Source organism: Streptomyces litmocidini (genome assembly GCF_014649755.1).
GTDB lineage: Bacteria > Actinomycetota > Actinomycetes > Streptomycetales > Streptomycetaceae > Streptomyces > Streptomyces litmocidini.
Map to the genome: position 1 here is coordinate 1 of NZ_BMTQ01000012.1, position 17,837 is coordinate 17,837.

12 protein-coding genes are annotated in these 17,837 nt (G+C 73.7%); 9 read left to right on the top strand and 3 right to left on the bottom strand.

Annotation, left to right across the window (positions count from 1 at the left end):
* Window positions 1-225 precede the first annotated feature (225 nt).
* The 3 genes from IE180_RS23915 to IE180_RS23925 form a co-directional block, all read right to left on the bottom strand.
* Window positions 226-693 (bottom strand): hypothetical protein, encoded by a 468-nt coding sequence (locus IE180_RS23915; RefSeq protein ID WP_190159007.1) that lies wholly within the window; start codon window positions 691-693, stop codon window positions 226-228.
* A gap of 261 nt (window positions 694-954) precedes the next feature.
* On the bottom strand, window positions 955-1,749 hold the full coding sequence (locus tag IE180_RS23920) for a hypothetical protein (RefSeq protein ID WP_190159008.1): 795 nt from the start codon (window positions 1,747-1,749) through the stop codon (window positions 955-957).
* A 3-nt stretch (window positions 1,750-1,752) separates the two neighbouring features.
* Window positions 1,753-2,442 carry an RNA polymerase sigma factor gene (locus IE180_RS23925; protein ID WP_190159009.1) on the bottom strand — a complete coding sequence of 230 codons (690 nt, stop codon included), beginning with the start codon at window positions 2,440-2,442 and terminating at the stop codon, window positions 1,753-1,755.
* A gap of 728 nt (window positions 2,443-3,170) precedes the next feature.
* On the opposite strand from IE180_RS23925, the gene IE180_RS23930 reads away from it, so the two are divergent.
* From IE180_RS23930 to IE180_RS23970, 9 genes are all read left to right on the top strand, one after another.
* Window positions 3,171-4,652 (top strand): sugar transferase, encoded by a 1,482-nt coding sequence (locus IE180_RS23930; protein ID WP_190159010.1) that lies wholly within the window; start codon window positions 3,171-3,173, stop codon window positions 4,650-4,652.
* 79 nt (window positions 4,653-4,731) lie between these two features.
* A complete protein-coding gene (locus IE180_RS23935) occupies window positions 4,732-6,048 on the top strand; it encodes a nucleotide sugar dehydrogenase (protein WP_190159011.1) in 1,317 nt (438 codons plus the stop codon).
* Entirely contained in the window at window positions 6,038-7,303 is a 1,266-nt protein-coding gene (locus IE180_RS23940; protein WP_190159012.1) for a glycosyltransferase family 4 protein, read from the top strand. Before IE180_RS23935 ends, IE180_RS23940 begins: the two co-directional genes overlap by 11 nt.
* The gene (locus IE180_RS23945) at window positions 7,300-8,667 is read left to right on the top strand and encodes a Wzz/FepE/Etk N-terminal domain-containing protein (RefSeq protein ID WP_190159013.1); all 1,368 of its coding nucleotides are present in this window, start codon (window positions 7,300-7,302) and stop codon (window positions 8,665-8,667) included. Before IE180_RS23940 ends, IE180_RS23945 begins: the two co-directional genes overlap by 4 nt.
* Window positions 8,664-10,184 (top strand): Wzz/FepE/Etk N-terminal domain-containing protein, encoded by a 1,521-nt coding sequence (locus tag IE180_RS23950; protein WP_190159014.1) that lies wholly within the window; start codon window positions 8,664-8,666, stop codon window positions 10,182-10,184. The genes IE180_RS23945 and IE180_RS23950 overlap by 4 nt, the downstream gene beginning before the upstream one ends.
* Before the next feature lie 3 nt (window positions 10,185-10,187).
* Window positions 10,188-12,122 (top strand): asparagine synthase (glutamine-hydrolyzing), encoded by a 1,935-nt coding sequence (gene asnB, locus IE180_RS23955; protein ID WP_190159015.1) that lies wholly within the window; start codon window positions 10,188-10,190, stop codon window positions 12,120-12,122.
* A 17-nt stretch (window positions 12,123-12,139) separates the two neighbouring features.
* Window positions 12,140-14,314 carry a bi-domain-containing oxidoreductase gene (locus tag IE180_RS23960; RefSeq protein WP_190159016.1) on the top strand — a complete coding sequence of 725 codons (2,175 nt, stop codon included), beginning with the start codon at window positions 12,140-12,142 and terminating at the stop codon, window positions 14,312-14,314.
* Window positions 14,311-16,281 (top strand): alginate lyase family protein, encoded by a 1,971-nt coding sequence (locus tag IE180_RS23965; protein ID WP_190159017.1) that lies wholly within the window; start codon window positions 14,311-14,313, stop codon window positions 16,279-16,281. The genes IE180_RS23960 and IE180_RS23965 overlap by 4 nt, the downstream gene beginning before the upstream one ends.
* Window positions 16,282-16,292: 11 nt before the next feature.
* Window positions 16,293-17,837: a right-handed parallel beta-helix repeat-containing protein gene (locus IE180_RS23970; protein WP_190159018.1), complete on the top strand. Its 1,545-nt coding sequence runs from the start codon at window positions 16,293-16,295 to the stop codon at window positions 17,835-17,837.

Here is a 17,837-nt window from a genome sequence, read left to right on the forward strand (position 1 = left end):
GTGTTGCCGATACGGTCGTGGAACTTCAGCTGCTGGCCGTTGGCGCCGGCGGAGGCGGGTGAGGCCGAGAGGGCGAGGGCGGCCAGGGTCCCCGCCACGAAGAGGGCGGAACGGATCTTCGACATGCCCGCGATCGTGACAGGGGCCGGACGCGGAGGCGCGTCTTCCCCACCGCTCACGCGTCCCGGAGACGTCCCGGGACGCACGGCCCGCTCGGCCGGTCCGTCAGCTCACCCACCCGGTGCACTTCAGCTGCACGCCCTCGACGTTCACGCAGGCGCGCAGCCACGTGCCGTCGGGCCAGTAGGACATCGAGGTGTACTCCTCACCGCCGCCGGCGTGCACGTACCCCCGCAGGCCGTCCCACGTCCGGCCTCCGTCCGTGGAACGGTCGATCCACACGCCGTACTTGTAGTAGGTGGTGGCGGTCCTGGCCCACCCGTACCACCTGCCGTCCTTCTTTCCGGACCGCAGCTCCACGGTGGCGAAGCCGGTGACGGTGGCCGTGGCATCGGTGTCGGGGCCGGCGTCCCAGCTGACGGTGTTCGGGTCCCAGCCGTCACAGGCATAACCGCTGCACGCCAACCCGGCGGCCGAGGCGGGGCTGGCCGTCACGCCCAGCGCGGCGAAGGCGATCGCCACCGCGGGAAACAGTCTTCTGCGCAGCCCACCGCTCTCGGTCTTCGTTCTCATGGGGGCTCCCCCTCCGTTCGCTGATCGGCAGCCGCGCGTCTCTGCCGCGCGGCGCCTCCGGTTGCGGGACCAGCGTCACGCGTGACACCAACGAACGATCAACAAACCTTCAACGAAGGGGCATTGGGCCGGATCCGACCCTTCACGTTCCGCAGGACGCGAAGGATGCCGCTCCTCGTCCGACCCCCTCCACCCGGAGCCGGTGCACGCCCACCACGATCCACAGTCCCGGATCGTTCCGGGAGCAGAACCCCGGAGTCGTCAGGGCCTGTCGGCGCGCGAAAGGCCGAGGTCACCGCCGGGGCGGCCCGAGGAGCCGCCGCGGTCGGCACCGCCGTCCGGCCGGGGCGCGGCGGCCGGGGTGCGGACGGCACCGGGGTCGCGCCGACAACGGCCGGGGACGCGCCCCTCGCCTCCGGCGGCGGCCGACGGCCGCTGCCGGGCGGCGGACGCGGGCTCCTGGCCGCTCGCCCCGCCCTTCGCCTTCCCCTTGCCCTCGCCCCCGTCTTTCGCCCTGTCCCCGCGCCCGTCCCCGCCCTTCGCCTTCCCCTCCCCCTTCTCGGCGGCACGGCAGAGGGCATCACCGCTTCTGCCGGGGAGCCCCGGAAGGCCCTTCTCCGGGCTCGGGGAAGCGGTCGTGCCGGACGGCGCGGAGGTGCGGGCCCCGGCGCCGCCCGTACCGGCCGTCGCGCCGGGCTTCACGGGCTCCGGCGTGGCGCGGGCCGGGCGCGGTGCGGGGGGCGGGGCGGTGGCGCCGGGGAAGCGTCCGGGCAGGGCGGCGGCGGCGACGGCCACGCCGCCGAGCGTCACGCTCGCGACCAGCGCGGCCACGGCCGCCTTCGGCGAACGCCGGGGGCGCCGCCGCTCGGCGGCCGGGGTCCAGTCGTCACGGTCGCGGGTGGGCAGTGACGCGTGGAGCCCCGCGTCACGCGCCTCCCGGAAGGCGGCGAGAGCGTCCTCCTCGCCGGTGACGCCACCGCTCCCGTCGCCCCGCTCTCCGCTCAGAGCGGCTCTCAGCAGCTCCGCCGGCTCTCCGTCCAGCGGTTCGTCACGCATCCGTCACCCCCCTCTCCCCGTGAGCTGTTTCGCAAGTCGCCTCAATCCCCTATGTGCGGCGGACCGTACCGCACCGGGACGCTTGCCCAGTACTCGGGCGGCCGAAGGGCCGTCGAGGCCCACGACGACCCGGAGCAGGACGGCCTCGGCCTGGTCCTGCGGGAGGCCCGCGACGAGGGCGAGCGTCCGTTCCGTCGACAGCGCGTCCAGCGCCTCGTCGGCCGCGTCGTCGGCGGCCGGGAGTTCGAGGAGGTCCTGCTCGAACCGGGCGGGCCGGGGCCTGGCCCGTACGCGTCGCAGGTGGTCGAGGGCCCGGTGGCGGGCGATGGTCGCGGTCCAGCCGCGGAAGCCCGCACCGTCGCCGCGGAAGCGGCCGAGGTCCCGGGCGATCTCCAGCCACGCGTCGGAGGCGACGTCCTCGGCGTCCTCGCCGACGATCCCGCGCAGATAGCCGAGCAGTCCGGGATGGACGGTCCGGTAGGCCTCCGCGAACGCCCCCTCGTCCCCCCGCCGGGCCCGCTCGACGGCCTCGGCGAGGCGGGCGTCCCGGTCGGGACCGGACCGGGCGCCCCCGTCCGGAGCGGGGCGGACGTCACGGTCGGGACCGGACCGGGCTCCACGGCCCGGAGCGGACCGGGCCTCGCCCCCAGGGCCGTGCGCCGTGGCGGGCGCGTGTCCCGTTCCCTCGCCCACCCGACCTCTTCACACCCCGTACACCCAAGAACCCCGGACCCCCACGGAACAACCGGAGGTTGCCCATCCTGTCAGACGGTCAGCAGGCCTTTCCCGGCGCCCTGTCGGGACGGCGGGACAGTTCGCGGCGCGACCGGGCGGACCGGCGCCCCCTCCCCCGGAGGCGGCGGAGCCCGCCGGATGTTCCAGCGGATCGGCCCCGCGAAACATCACGGGCCGGCAGAGTGACCCTGATCACAGCGAGGGCGAACACCCCGTGCCATCAGGCGAGTTGCTGAACCATGGAGGGGCGTCAAAGCGCCCATAAGCGGTCACCGGTCGACGGATCCAGCCAGCTTCGCCGGACGGACACAAATTTCACACAATCCCTCTTCATACCGGCCCGCGATGCTCTAGATTGACCGTGCTTCAGCTGTTCGGGCACGAGGCGACCGCTAACGATCCATAGGTCCGGTACCACGGAAGGCCACGAGCCACCCCGTGGCACCGGGCACGGGGACGATCGATTCCGGGGACCCGCGAGGGGCGTCGGGTGCGGGGAGCACCCGGGGCCCGACGGATTTTCCGCGCACCTCGAGTGCCCGGTGGGGCGGACAGGTCCGCTGCCGCCGGGATGAGTTGTCGAAGTGGCTCCGGAAGAGCAGGGATGTCATGCGCCGGGGAGGGCGGGGGCCTCCCGGGGAGTGTCGGGCGCACACGTCGTACCACTGGGGACCTTGGGGGGTTCTGTGCGGCAAGGGGGACTAGTCAGCCCGTTTCCGTCTGCGCGCGAGCGCCTGGCGGACGGGGCGATCAGCCGGCCCGCGATCGAGTGGGAGCAGCGCTACCGCCGTACCGTGATCATCAGCGACACCGTGGCCACCGCCTTCGTGGTGACGGCGATCGGCGACTTCTTCGGGGCCCGGGACGCGGCCAACTGGCATGAGAAATGGGGAATCCTCGCGTTCGGCACGCAGCTCCTGGTGCTGGGGGCGCTGGCGGTGAGCCGGGCATGGGCTCCCGCCGTGCTCGGCCAGGGCGCCGAGGAGTTCCGCCGGCTCGGCCGCTCCCTGTTCACCGCGACCGTCGTCCTGGCGCTCGGCGGGATAGCCCTCACCTCGCGCAACATCAAGCTCTGGATCTTCGTCGCGATCCCCGCGATCGCCCTCGTCACCATGACGGCGCGGTATCTGCTGCGCCTCTGGCTGCACAAGGAACGGAAGGAAGGGCGCTGTCTGCGGCCGGTACTGGCCGCCGGAAGCCCGGACACCGTGCGCGACCTGATCACCCGGACCCGCAAGTTCCCGCACCTCGGCTGGCGCGTGGAGGCGGTGTGCACGACGGACGGCCGCGGGCTCGACGGCGACCTGCTGGACGGGGTGCCGGTCGTCGGGCGGCTGGCGGACGTCGCCAAGCACGTCCGCCACGACGGCTACCGGGTCGTCGCGGTCACCCCCGACCCGCACTGGTCGCCGGACCGGCTGCGGCGGCTGGCCTGGAACCTGGAGGGCAGCGACGCCGAGATGGTCGTGGCCCCCGTGCTCATGGAGGTGGCCGGCCCGCGGCTGCACGTCGACGCCGTGCTCGGGATACCGCTGCTGCGGGTCAGCATGCCGACCTTCACCGGTGGCCGCCGGGCGATCAAGGAGGTCGTCGACCGGCTGGGCGCGGCGGTCCTGCTGCTCCTGTTCACGCCGCTGATGGCGCTCGTCGCGCTGCTCGTGCTGCTGGACAGCCGGGGCGGGGCGTTCTACCGGCAGCGCCGGGTCGGCAAGGACGGCCGCGAGTTCACCATCCTCAAGTTCCGCACCATGGTCACCGGGGCCGACGGGGCGGCGCGTGCCGCTCTGGCCGACCACAACGAGGGCGCGGGGCCGCTGTTCAAGCTCCGCCGGGACCCCCGGGTGACCCGGGTGGGGGCGGTGCTGCGCCGGTACTCGATCGACGAGCTCCCGCAGCTCCTCAACGTGCTCACGGGGTCGATGTCGCTCGTCGGTCCGCGGCCGCCGTTACCGGAGGAGTCCGCCGCGTACGGCCCGGACATCCGGCGGCGCCTCCTCGTCAAGCCCGGCCTCACCGGCCTGTGGCAGATCAGCGGACGCAGCGACCTGCCGTGGGAGGAGGCCGTGCGCCTCGACCTGCGGTACGTGGAGGACTGGTCGCTCGCCCTGGACACGGTGATCTTGTGGAAGACGCTGCGTGCGGTGCTCTACGGGCAGGGGGCCTACTGATGCGCGGGGGGCGGCGCCGGCGTACGGCCGGAGCTCGGACCGCAGGCCGGAAGGGCCTGCCTGGGGGGAGGAACGGGTCGTGAGGATCAGCGTTTTCGGACTCGGCTACGTGGGCTGTGTGTCGGCCGCGTGCCTGGCCGACATGGGCCACGAGGTCATCGGGGTGGACGTCAACCAGGTGAAGGTCGACCTGGTCAACGACGGCAAGGCCCCGGTGGTCGAGGAGGGGATCGGCGAACTCGTCGCCGAGGTCGTGCGGACCGGGGCGCTCCGCGCCACCGGCGACGTCCGCGAGGCGATCATGGACAGTGAGGTGTCGCTGATCTGCGTGGGCACGCCGTCCGAGCCCAACGGCAGCCTGTGCACGACGTACTTGGAGCGGGTCACCGAGGAGATCGGCGCCGCGCTCGCCGAGCGGGGCGGACGGCACACCGTCGTGTTCCGCAGCACCATGCTCCCGGGCACCTGCCTGAACCTGCTGGTGCCGATCCTGGAGAAGAACGTCGGCGGCACGGCCGGGGTGGACGTCGGGGTCGCGGTCAACCCGGAGTTCCTGCGCGAGGGCACGAGCGTGCGGGACTTCTTCGACCCGCCGAAGACCGTCATCGGCGAACTCGACGCGGCGAGCGGCGACGTGGTGGCGGCGCTGTACGAGGGACTGCCCGGCGAGGTGTTCCGGGTGCCGGTCCCGACGGCCGAGGCGATCAAGTACGCCGACAACGCCTTCCACGGCCTCAAGATCGGCTTCGCGAACGAACTGGGCGCGGTGTGCCAGGCGCTCGGAGTGGACTCGCACCAGGTGATCGACGTGTTCCTGGCCGACCGCAAGCTGAACATCAGCCCCGCCTACCTGCGGCCCGGCTTCGCCTTCGGCGGCTCCTGCCTGCCCAAGGATCTGCGCAGCCTCGTCCACGCGGCACAGCGGGCCGACGTCTCGGTACCCATCCTCTCCCACGTGCTGCCGTCCAACGCCGACCACCTGCAGCGCGCGGTGGAGCTGGTCGAGCGCACCGGCAAGCGCCGGGTGGGGCTGTTCGGCCTCTCCTTCAAGCCCGGCACCGACGACCTCCGCGAGAGCCCGCTCGTCGAGCTGGCGGAGCGGCTCTTCGGCAAGGGCTACGACCTGCGGATCTACGACGCCAACGTGCACCTCTCGCGGCTGCTCGGCGCGAACCGCGAGTACATCGAGTCCCGGCTTCCGCACCTGGCGCAGCTGCTCACGGACTCCGTCGACGAGGTGCTCCGGCACGCCGAGGTGTGCCTGGTCGGGACCAGGGACCCGGCCGTGGTGTCGGCCCTGCCGCACGGTGACGGTCCGGTGATCGTCGATCTCATCCACCTTCCCGACGCCGACGCGCGGCGGGCCGAACCGGGGTACGTGGGCCTTGCTTGGTGAGACGACCGGAGGCGGCCGGCGGGAACGCCGCGCGCTGATCCTGGTGGAGAACCTGTCGGTGCCGTTCGACCGGCGGGTGTGGCAGGAGTGCACGACGCTGCGCGACGCGGGCTGGCAGGTGAACGTCATCTGCCCCCAGGGCGGCAAGCGGGACGTCGAACCGTTCGCGGAGATCGACGGGATACGGATCCACCGCTATCCGCTGCGCGCGGCCACCGGAGGTCCGGCCGGCTACCTGAAGGAGTACGGGTCGGCCCTGTGGCACACCTTCCGGCTGGCCCGGAAGGTCGGCCCGGTCCACGTCGTCCACGCCTGCAACCCGCCCGACCTGCTGTTCCTGCCGGCCCTGTGGCTGAAGCGGCGCGGCACGCGGTTCGTCTTCGACCAGCACGACCTGGTGCCCGAGCTGTACCTCTCCCGGTTCGACCGCGGCAAGGACCTGCTCTACCGCGGCGTGTGCGCGCTGGAGCGGCTGACCTACCGGACCGCGGACGTCGTGCTCGCCACGAACGAGAGCTACCGGGACGTCGCGGTGCGCCGTGGCGGCCGGCGGCCGGAGGACGTCTTCGTGGTGCGCAGCGCGCCCGACGTCGACCGGTTCCATCCCGTGCCGGCCGAGCCGGAGCTCAAGCGCGGCAAGCCCCATCTGCTGTGCTACCTCGGCGTCATGGGGCCGCAGGACGGCGTCGACTACGCCCTGCGGGCCCTCGCCAGGCTGCGCGACGAACTCGGACGGACCGACTGGCACGCGGTGTTCGTCGGCGGCGGCGACACCTTCGACGCGATGGTGAAGCTGTCCCGGCAGCTCGGTCTCTCGGAGCAGGTGGAGTTCACCGGGCGCATCCCGGACGCCGACCTGGCGCGCTACCTGTCCACGGCGGACGTGTGCCTCTCCCCCGACCCGCACAACCCGCTCAACGACGTGTCGACCATGAACAAGGTCCTGGAGTACATGGTCATGGGCCGGCCGATCGTCTCGTTCGACCTCCGGGAGGCGCGGGTCTCCGCCGGTGACGCCGCCGTCTACGCGCCCGCCAACGACGAGACCGAGTTCGCCGCGCTCGTCGCGCTGCTGCTCGACGACCCGGAGAAACGGGCGCTCATGGGCAAGACCGGCCAGGAACGGATCAACGGGCCGCTCTCCTGGCGGAACTCCCAGCGGACCCTGCTCGCCGCCTACGCCGCAGCCTGCCGGCCCCACGCTCCGGCGTCGGCGGGCGACCCCCACGGGGAAGGGACGAGGCCGCCCCGTTGAGCGACGACACGATACGCCTGGCCACGATCGGGCGGATTCTCCGCCGGCGCCGGCGGCTGCTCACCATCCTCGTGGTGGTGGGTGCGCTCGTCGGCCACGGCACCTCCCTGCTGCTCCCGCCGCGCTACACGACGTCGGCGTCCGTGCTGCTGCCGGGGGCGTGGGAGGAGCGCGAACTGCGGACCCAGGCGGAGGTCGCCACCAGCTCGGTGGTGATCGACCGCGTGGCGTCCGCGCTCCACTGGACGGGGGTCGGCACCACCGAGCTGAAGGAGCGGGTGACCGCCAAGGCCTCCGAGGGAAACATCATCGAGATCTCGGGCACCGCCGACACGCCCGAGCGCGCACAGCAGCTCTCCGACCAGGTGGCCGAGCAGTTCGTCGCCTTCGCCGCGCGGATCGTGGGCGACAACGCCGACCCCGAGGCGGCGGCACGGCTCGAAACCCTGCGGCAGACCGTCGCGCAGACCGGCCGCCGCATCACCGAGCTGTCCGAGGCGGCCGGTTCGGGACGGTCCGTGGAGAGCGTGCAGACCCGCACCGAGCTGGAGGGGCTGCGCACCGCGCTGCAGGAGTCCATCGAGAAACTGGGCCAGGCCGACCCCACGTCGAGCAAGGCCCACATGGTCGTCATGGGACCGGCGGCCCGGCCCACCGGCGAGGCACCGCCGACGCGGATCCAACTCGTCTCCGCCGGGGCGCTGCTGTTCTTCCTGGTCACGGTGGCGGGCCATCTCACGGCGGCGCGGAGGAGCCGTCGGCTGCGTACCGAGGGGGAGATCACCGGGGCCCTCGGCGTGGCGCTCCTCGGCTCCGTCGACGTGCCCGCCGGGCGGGACGCGCACCGGGCGGAGGGCCGCGGCCCGCGGGTCTGGTTCCGCCGGCTCCTCGGGACCGACGTCCGGTGGGACGTCCCGCCCCCGCGGACCTCGGGCGACGAGGCCGGCCGGCGGACCCGTCACCGGCGGGTGTGCGCCCGCCTCCGGGACCGGCTGCCGGCCGCCCGGCCGCTCCTCGTCGTCGTCCCGGACGGTGACCCGATCGCCCGCCGGGCCGCCGGGGAGCTCGTCGCCGAGGCCGGCGGCGATCCGGTGCTGCGGGTGGTGGGCGTCTCGGTGTCGGAGCCGATGGTGCCGGACCACGACGACGCGTCCGGCGCGCTCGTCGTGGTCAGCGCGGGCAACTGGACGGCCGGTGAGCTCGCCGGCATCGCCGAGGCGTGCGCGGACGCCGGGCACGAGGTCGTCGGCGCCGTCCTGGCCGGCACGGTCCGGATCCGTACGAAGGGGTCCGCCGACCGGCCCCGGGAGGCCGCGACGCCGGTGCCCGCCGTGGCAGCCGACGCGACGGGGGGTTCGGCGTGACGACACGTACGACCGCGGAGTCTCCGGTCGCCGCCCCCCTGCTCGACCTGCATTCCCTGGTGGTGGCGGTGCTCAGACGCCGCCGGCTCTGGGGTGCGCTCGCGCTGCTCGGCCTCGTCCTCGGCGCGGCGGTGGCGGTCCTGCTGCCGGCGCCGCCGACCGCGATGACGAAGGTCCTCGTCGCCCGGCAGGAGGACCAGCCGAACGACCCCGGGACGCTGATCCGCACCGATGTCGCGCTGCTGCGGACCACCCGGATCGCCGGTGACGCCCTGAAGGCCCTCAAGTCCCCGGAGAGGCCCGAGGACTTCATGAAGGACTACGAGGGAATCGGCCTCACCAACAACCTGCTGCAGATCAACGCGACGGGCGACAGCGACGCCGACGCGGTGGCCCGCGTGAAGGCGCTGGCCGACGCGTTCGTCGCGGACCACGTGCGGCGGATACAGCAGGCCGCGAACGCCGACGCCAAGGCCCTGCTCGACCAGCGGGACCGGCTGAAGGTCGAACTCGCCCAGGTCAACGAGGAGATCGGGGACGAGTCGTCACAGGGCGCGGCGAAGGCCTCGGCGAACACGGAGTCGCTGTTCTCCCGCCGGGCCGAACTCACCTCGCGCATCTCCGACTTCAGCCAGCGCGCCGAGGAGGCCCGCATCGGCACGCCCCGGCTGATCTCCGGCACGCAGATCGTCGACGACCCGCGCCCGGTCGAGCGCTCCCTGCCCAGGTCCCTCGCCAAGGACGCCGGGATCGGGCTGGTCCTCGGGCTCGCCCTGGGGCTCGCGGTGGCGGCCGTCGGAACGGTGGTGGCGGACCGTCCCGTGCTGCGCCGGGAGATCGCGGCGCACCTCGGGGCCTCGGTGATCGCGGAGCTGCCCGGCCGGCCGGGCCGGCGGTGGCGGCGCCGCGGGACCCGGACGGCGCGGACCCGGCTCGCCGCGTCCCTGGCCCGCACCGCGCGCGGCTCCGCGGAGCCGATGTCCCTCCTCGAACTGGGCTGCGCGGACGGCGTGCGCGTGATCGCGCTCGACCTCGCCGGGTCCCTGGGCGCGGAGGGGCCGGTGGTCGTCGTCGACGGGCTGCCCGGCCCGGAGCTCTCCGGCCGCCGGCCGCGGCCCGGGGACCCGACCGTGGTCGGCCTGGAGCGTGCCGCGGCCGTGGCGCACCAGGAGCGCCGGATCGGCGTCGGCTCGGTGGGGCCCGGCACGGCGTGGACCGACCTGCCGTACCTGGGGACGCGGACCGTTCTCGTCGTACGGGCCGGGCACGGCAGCGCGGCCTGGCTGCACACCGTGGCGCGGCAACTCGCCGAGCAGCGCATCCTCGTGCTCGGTGTGGTGCTGATCGACCCCGATCCGCGTGACCGGACCGACGGGACGCTGTGGGACGGGGGGCCGCAGGCCGCGCCGCGCGGCCGGAACGAGGGGCCCGCCCGGGCGAACGGCACGGGCCGGCGGCAGAGGGAGCGTCTGCCCGCGTGGGCGACGGTCCCGGACAGCGACCAGGAGGCGCGGTAGCACATGTGTGGCATCGCAGGCACGTACCGGTGGCCCGACGGGAAGGAAGTGACCGACCGGCTCACCGAGACCCTCGCGCATCGCGGTCCGGACGGGGCCGGCCGGTACGGCCACCCCGTCGGTGACGCGGAAGTGCACCTGGGGCACCGCCGGTTGTCGATCGTCGACCTGTCCGAGACCGGCGCCCAGCCGATGGTCTCGGGCGGCCTCGTCCTGACGTACAACGGCGAGCTGTACAACGCGCCCGAGCTGCGGGCCGAGCTGGCGGCGGCGGGGGCACGCTTCCGGGGGACCTCCGACACCGAGGTGGTCCTGGAGGCGTGGCGGCGCTGGGGCACGGACTGCCTGCCCCGGCTGCGCGGCATGTTCGCGTTCGGGATCTTCGACGAGCGGACCGGTGAGCTGGTGCTCGCCCGCGACCAGCTGGGCATCAAGCCGCTGTTCCTGCTGCGGCGCGGCGGGGGCCTGGTGTTCGCCTCCGAGCTGAAGGCGCTCGCCGCCGTGACCGGCGGATCCCTGGAGGTGGACCACGCGGCCCTGGTGGCCTCGCTGCTCTACTACTGGGTGCCGGACTCGCGGTGCGCGTTCCGCGAGGCGGAGAAGCTGCCGCCGGGGAGCTGGCTGCGGTGCCGGCCCGACGGGCGGGTGGAGCGCGGCCGGTTCTGGCACCTGAAGGACGTCGCCGCCGAGGGCCGGGAGCGGGCCCTGGCCGGCGAGCGGCCGGATCTCGCCGCGATCGTCGAGGAGTCGACCCGGCGTCACCTGCTGTCCGACGTGCCCGTGGCGACCTTCCTCTCGGGCGGGCTCGACTCCAGCTATCTGACGGCGCTCGCGGCCCGCGAGCAGCCCGGGATCTCGGCCTACACGATCGGGTTCCGCGCCGAGGACGCCAAGTTCGAGGCGATGCCGGACGACCTGCGCTACGCCCGGCGGGTGGCCGAGCGGTTCGGCGTCGACCTGCACGAGATCGAGATCGCCCCGGACGTGCTCGACCTGCTGCCGCGGATGACGTACCACCTGGACGAGCCGATCGGCGACCCCGCCGCGATCAACACCTTCCTGATCTGCTCGGCCGCCCGGGAGGCCGGGGTGAAGGTGATGCTGTCGGGGATGGGGGCCGACGAGCTGTTCGCCGGGTACCGCAAGCATCTGGCCAACCTGGTCGCGCTGCGCTACCAGCGCGTGCCGCGGCCCCTGCGGCGCGGCGTGTCCAGGGCCGTCGACCTGCTGCCGGTCGCCTCGGCCCGCCGCGGGTACCGGTCGGTGCGCTTCGCGAAGCGGTTCCTGTCGTTCGCCGATCTGCCGGAGGAGACGGCGTTCCGGCGGAGCTACACCATGTACGACCGGGACGAGCTGCTCGGCCTGATCGATCCGGACCTGGCCGGGACGGTCGACGACGTGCTGACCGAGCACGCGGACGTGTACGAGGACAACGCGCTCGACGACTTCGTCAACCGCATGTGCCTGGGCGACGCCCGGATGTTCCTGCCGGGCCTGAACCTGGCGTACACGGACCGGTCGAGCATGGCCGCGTCGACCGAGGTGCGGGTGCCGTACGTGGACGTCGAGGTGGTCAAGGCGGCGTTCACCGTGCCCGGCGACCGCAAGATCGTCGGCCGTCAGGGCAAGGCCGTCCTCAAGGAGGCGGCCGCTTCCGTCCTGCCCCGGGAGATCGTGTACCGGCCCAAGGGCCTCTTCAGCGCCCCGCTGCGCGCCTGGATGAGCCGCGACCTGGCCCCGCTGGTGCGCGAGGTGATCCACGACGGCGAGCTCGTCCGCTCCGGCTTCCTGCGCCGCGACGCCCTGGAGCGCCTCGCCGCCGAGGACGCGGCCGGGCACCGGGACCACTCCAAGCACCTGTGGCACGTGCTGACCCTCGAGTACTGGTACCGCGGCGCGACCTCCGGGTCCGGTCGGACCGCTTCCCTGACCGCGTAGAGAACAAGAGGACTTCGGTGAAACAGGTCGTACAGAACTACAAGAGCGGCGAACTGGCCGTGCTCGACGTCCCGGTGCCGGGGTGCAAGCCGGGCGGTGTCCTCGTCCGGACCGCGTACTCGCTGATATCCACGGGCACCGAGCTCATGAAGGTGTCCGAGGCCGGGATGTCGATGCTCGGCAAGGCCCGCTCGCGCCCGGACCAGGTCGCCAAGGTCGTGCAGAGCGTGGCCACCAACGGCGTGCCCGCCACGTACCGCAAGGTGATGGGCAAGCTCGACTCGTACACCCCGCTCGGGTACTCGCTGTGCGGGGTGGTCGAGCAGGTCGGCGCCGGGATCGACGACGTGAAGGTCGGCGACCTCGTGGCCTGCGCCGGCAACGAGCACGCGCTGCACGCCGAGCTGAACTGGGTGCCGAAGAACCTCTACACCCCGGTCCCGGACGGCCTCGCGCCCCGGCACGCCGCCTTCGGCACCGTCGGGTCCATCGCGCTCCAGGGCGTCCGCCAGGGCGAGCCGCAGCTCGGCGAGGTGGCGCTCGTCATCGGCCTCGGGCTGATCGGGCAGCTGGTGGTGCAGCTCCTCGCCGCCGCGGGCGTCCGCGTCGTCGGCGCCGACCCCGACCCGGCGCGCTGCGAGCTCGCCGAGCGCCTGGGTGCCGAGGCCTGCGGCGATCCCGGATCGGCCTCCGTGGAGGCCGCCGTCGCCGAGCTCACCGGCGGTCACGGCGTGGACCAGGTGTATCTGGCGGCCGGTGGCGGCAGCAACCAGCCCGTCGAGCTGGCCGCCCGGCTGTGCCGGGACCGCGGCCGGGTCGTCGACATCGGCAAGTGCCGTCTGGACCTGCCGTGGAACGCGTACTACGAGAAGGAGCTCGACGTCCGGTTCTCCCGCAGTTACGGCCCGGGGCGCTACGACCCGGAGTACGAGCTGGAGGGGCGGGACTATCCGATCGGCTACGTGCGCTGGACCGAGCGCCGGAACCTGGCGTGCTTCCTCGACCTCATGGCCCGGGGCGGCGTCGACGTGGAGCCGCTGGTGTCCCACGTCGCCGACTTCGACGACGCCGTCGAGACGTACCGGTCGCTGAAGGACGGCGAGCTGAAGGCCGTGGCCGTGCTGTTCCGGTACCCCGGGCGGGCGGAGGAAGCCCCGGAGGCGCCGGCGGTGGCCGTGCCCGCGGTGAACGTGCGGCGCACGACGGCCGGGGCCGCCGGGACTCCGGTACGGGTCGCGTTCGTCGGGGCGGGCAACTACGCCACCTCGATGCTGCTGCCCCACCTGGCCGGGCGCGAGGGCGTCGAGCTGTCCACGGTCGTCACCACGACGGCCCTGTCCGCGGCCAACGCGCAGCGGAAGTTCGGTTTCGCCCGCGCCACCACCGATCTCGACGCCGTGCTCGGCGACGGGTCCGTCGACGCGGTGTTCGTGGTCACCCGGCACAGCTCGCACGCCGACCTGACCCGGAAGGCGCTGCTCGCCGGCAAGTCGGTGTTCGTGGAGAAGCCGCTGGCGCTCACCGAGGACGAGCTGGCCGGTGTGCTCGCGACCGTGGAGGAGTCCGGCAACGACCGGCTCCAGGTGGGCTTCAACCGCCGGTTCGCGCCGCTGCTCCAGGAGGCGAAGCAGCGGTTCGGCGCCCGGACCGGCCCCGCGAACCTCCGCTACCTGGTCAACGCCGGCCGTCTCGAGCACGGCAGCTGGTACCTCCGGCAGGGCAGCGAGGGCTCGCGGTTCGCCGGCGAGGGCGGTCACTTCATCGACACGGCGAGCTGGCTCCTCGACGCCGATCCCGTCTCCGTGTACGCGGTGGCCACCCCCGGCAACGAGGACCTCCAGGTCGTGCTGCGCTACCCGGACGGGTCCACCGCCACCATCAGCTACGTCACCACCGGCGCCTCCGGCTTCCCCAAGGAGACCCTCGACCTGGTCGCCGACGGCAAGGTGCTGCGGCTCGACGACTTCGTCCGCGCCTCCGTCTACGGTCGGAAGCGGTGGGTCAGTTCGCGGCTGCCCAAGGCTCGCGACAAGGGCCAGAACGCCGAACTGGCCGCGTTCTTCCGGGCCGTACGGACCGGCGGGCCGATGCCGGTGCCGCTGGAGTCGCTCGTCGCCACCACGGCGGCCACCCTCGCCGTACCGGCCGGCCTGGCGGGCGGCGCGCCGGTGACGCTGGCGGGGCACCGATGACGATGGGCGCGGGCTGGTACCTGCGGCGGCTGTCCGCGATGGGACCGCGGGAGGTCGGCGGCCGGGCGGTCGACGCGGTGCGCAGGCGGCGGTGGCGGTCGGCGCGGCCGGAGTTCCCGGGCGTGACCGGCGCCCGGTTCACCGCCGTGCTCCCCGCCGGGACGATCGACCGGGTGGCCCCCGACGCCGCGAAGCGTCTCGTGGCCGAGGCGGACCGGCTGATGGCCGGGCACGCCGAGTACTTCGGGGTGGAGCGCGGCGACCTGGTCGACCCGGACTGGTGGTTCGACCCGAAGACCGGGCGCCGGGCGCCTTCGGGGTACGCCTTCGACGTCCCGTACCGGGACGAGGAGGCGGTCGGGGACATCAAGCAGATCTGGGAACCGTCCCGGCACCAACACCTCACCGTGCTCGCCGCCGCCTACGCGGTCACCGGGGACGAGCGGTACGCGGAGCGGGTGGCCGGCCACCTGCGGTCGTGGTGGGCGGCCAACGCGCCGCTGCGCGGGGTGCACTGGACGAGCGGCATCGAGCTGGGGATCCGGCTGCTCTCCTGGGTGTGGGTCCGCCGGCTGCTCGACGGCTGGCGGGGCGCGGCCGGCCTCTTCGAGGAGAACCCGGTGGCGCTCCGCCAGATCTGGTACCACCAGCGCTGGCTGGCCGCCTTCCCCAGCCGGGGGTCCTCGGCGAACAACCACGTCATCGCGGAGGCCGCCGGGCAGTTCGCCGCGGCCTGCGCGTTCGGCTGGTTCCCCGCCTCGGCGCGCTGGCGGGACGACGCGCTGCGGTCGCTCGACCGGCACCTGCGGAGCAACACCTTCCTGTCCGGCCTCAACCGCGAGCTGGCTTCCGAGTACCACGGCCTCGTCCTCGAACTCGGCCTGGCCGCGCTGGCCGAGGCGGACGCCGCCGGCGTGCCGGTGCCCGCGACCACCCGGCTCGTCCTGCTGCGGATGACCGACGCGCTCGCGGCCGTCGTGGACGACCGGCTGCGGCCGCCCCGCCAGGGGGATGCGGACGACGGGCACGGTCTGATCGTGGACGGCGCGGGCAGCGACCGCTGGGGCTCGCTCCTCGCCACCGGCGACGCCGTGTTCGGCCGGCTCGCCTGGTGGCCGGAGGTGACCGGCACCGATGTGCGCACCCCCCTGCTGGCCGCGCTCGTCAGGCCCGGCGGACCGGCCGTGAAGCGGCCGGCGGACCGGCCGGTCCACTTCCCCGACGCGGGCATGACGATCATGAGGGCGCCGGGGGAGATCTGGGTCCGCTGCGACGGCGGTCCGCACGGCTTCCTGTCCATCGCCGCGCACGGGCACGCGGACGCCCTGTCCGTGGAGGTCCGGCACGACGGCGTCGACGTGCTCGCCGACCCGGGGACGTACTGCTACCACGGACAGCCCGAGTGGCGGCAGTACTTCCGGTCGACCCTCGGCCACAACACCCTGCGGCTCGACGGCCGCGACCAGTCCGTCTCGGGCGGCCCGTTCCTGTGGACCCGGCACGCCGAGAGCCGCGTCCTGGTCGCGGACACCTCGAACCCGGCGGTGTCCCGATGGTGCGCCGAGCACGACGGCTACCGGCCCTCCGTGCACCGCCGCCGGGTGGAGCTGACGGCCGCGAGCCGGGAGCTGCGGGTAGTCGACGAGGTGCGGGGCCCGGGCGGTGCCGTGGAGCTGGCGTTCCACCTCGGTCCGGCGATCGCCGCGGAACTCGTGGGGAACCGGGCGGTGCTCACCTGGACCGTGGACGGCGAGGACCGCTCGGCGGTGCTCGACCTGCCGGCGGGGCTGTCCTGGCGGGCGCACCGCGGCGAGGGCGAGCCTTCCCCGGGCTCGTCGAGCGGCGGGTGTCCCGTCCTCGGCTGGTACTCCGGAGGCTTCGGGCGCAAGGAGCCCGCCACCACGCTGCTCGGCACGGGTTTCGCCGACGGCGCGGAGTTCGTCACCGTACTCGGGTTCCACGGCTAGGGAGGAGGACCGTGCGGATCACGTGGCGGCACCGGGCGGTGCCGGTGGCACTGCTCGCGCTGCTCGTGGCGACCGGCTGCGAGGGCGGCGGCGCGCCGGACGCCGGGCCGGAGCCGGACGGCCGGCCGAAGGCCACCGCCGCTCCGTCCGCGTCCACGGCCGTGGCCCGGGTGTGCGCCGAGCCCCCGGCCGGGCCGGCGCGGGCGCCGGCGGGCGCGGTGACGGTCGACCCCTCGGTGACCGGTGACCTGGCCGCGAAGACCGAGGACAGCCCGCCGGGCACCACGTTCTGGCTGCGGCCGGGCAGGCACAGGCTGGACCCGGGCGCGTACGACCAGGTCCTCCCCAAGGAGGGGAACACGTACATCGGGGCCCCGGGCGCGGTGCTCGACGGCGCGAGGACCAACCAGTACGCGTTCGGCGGCACCGCCCGCGACGTCACGATCAAGTACCTGACCGTGCGGGGTTTCGTCGCGCCGCGGGACGAGGGCGTGGTCAACCACGACTCGGCCGACGGGTGGGTGATCGAGCACGCGGTGATCCGGAACAACTCCGGCGCCGGGCTGATGGCCGGTGCCCGCCAGCAGGTCCGCGCCAGCTGCCTGCGGGACAACGGGCAGTACGCGATGAACGCCTACAAGGCCGGTGACTCCCTCGAGGGCCTGGTCGTCGAGGGCAACGAGATCACGGGCAACAACACCGACGACTGGGAGCGGAGGCAGCCGGGCTGCGGCTGCACGGGGGGCGTCAAGTTCTGGGCGGTCGACGGCGCCGACGTCCGCGGCAACTGGGTGCACGACAACCGCGGGGCCGGGCTGTGGGCGGACAACAACAACAACGACTTCCTCTTCGAGGACAACGTCCTCGAGGCGAACGACGGCGCCGCGCTGATGTACGAGACCAGCTACAACGCGGTCATCCGCAACAACACGATCCGGCGGAACAACTGGGTCGAGGGCCGCGCGGGCGCCGAGGACGGCGACGACTTCCCGTACGCGAGCGTCTACGTGTCCGAGGCCGGCGGCGAGCCGCGGATCCACGCCCGTACGGACAGGATCGAGATCTACGGGAACGTGCTCGAGGACAACTGGTCGGGGATCACCCTGTGGGAGAACGCCGACCGGTTCTGCAACAGCCCGGCCAACACCTCGACCGGCTACTGCACCCTGCTGGTCGAGGACACCCGGCGCTGCGCGCAGCCCGGGATCGCCGGCGCGCCGCTCTACGGCGACTGCCGGTGGAAGACCCAGCGGGTGGACATCCACGACAACCGCTTCGTCCTCGACAAGTCCGTCCTCGACTGCACGGTCCTGTGCGACCGGATGGCGGTGCTCTCCAACGACGGGACCTCTCCGGACTGGTCGCCGTACAAGGGCGACCGGGTGGCCCGCGCGATCACGCTCCGGCAGGACAACCGCTGGCACGACAACGTCTACGTCGGGCCGTGGACGTTCGTCGCGCACGACGCGGGCCGGACGCTCGGCGCCGGGCAGTGGCAGGGCGCACCGTACGGGCAGGACGCGGGCAGCACCTTCCGCGCGCGGGACGGTGGTTGA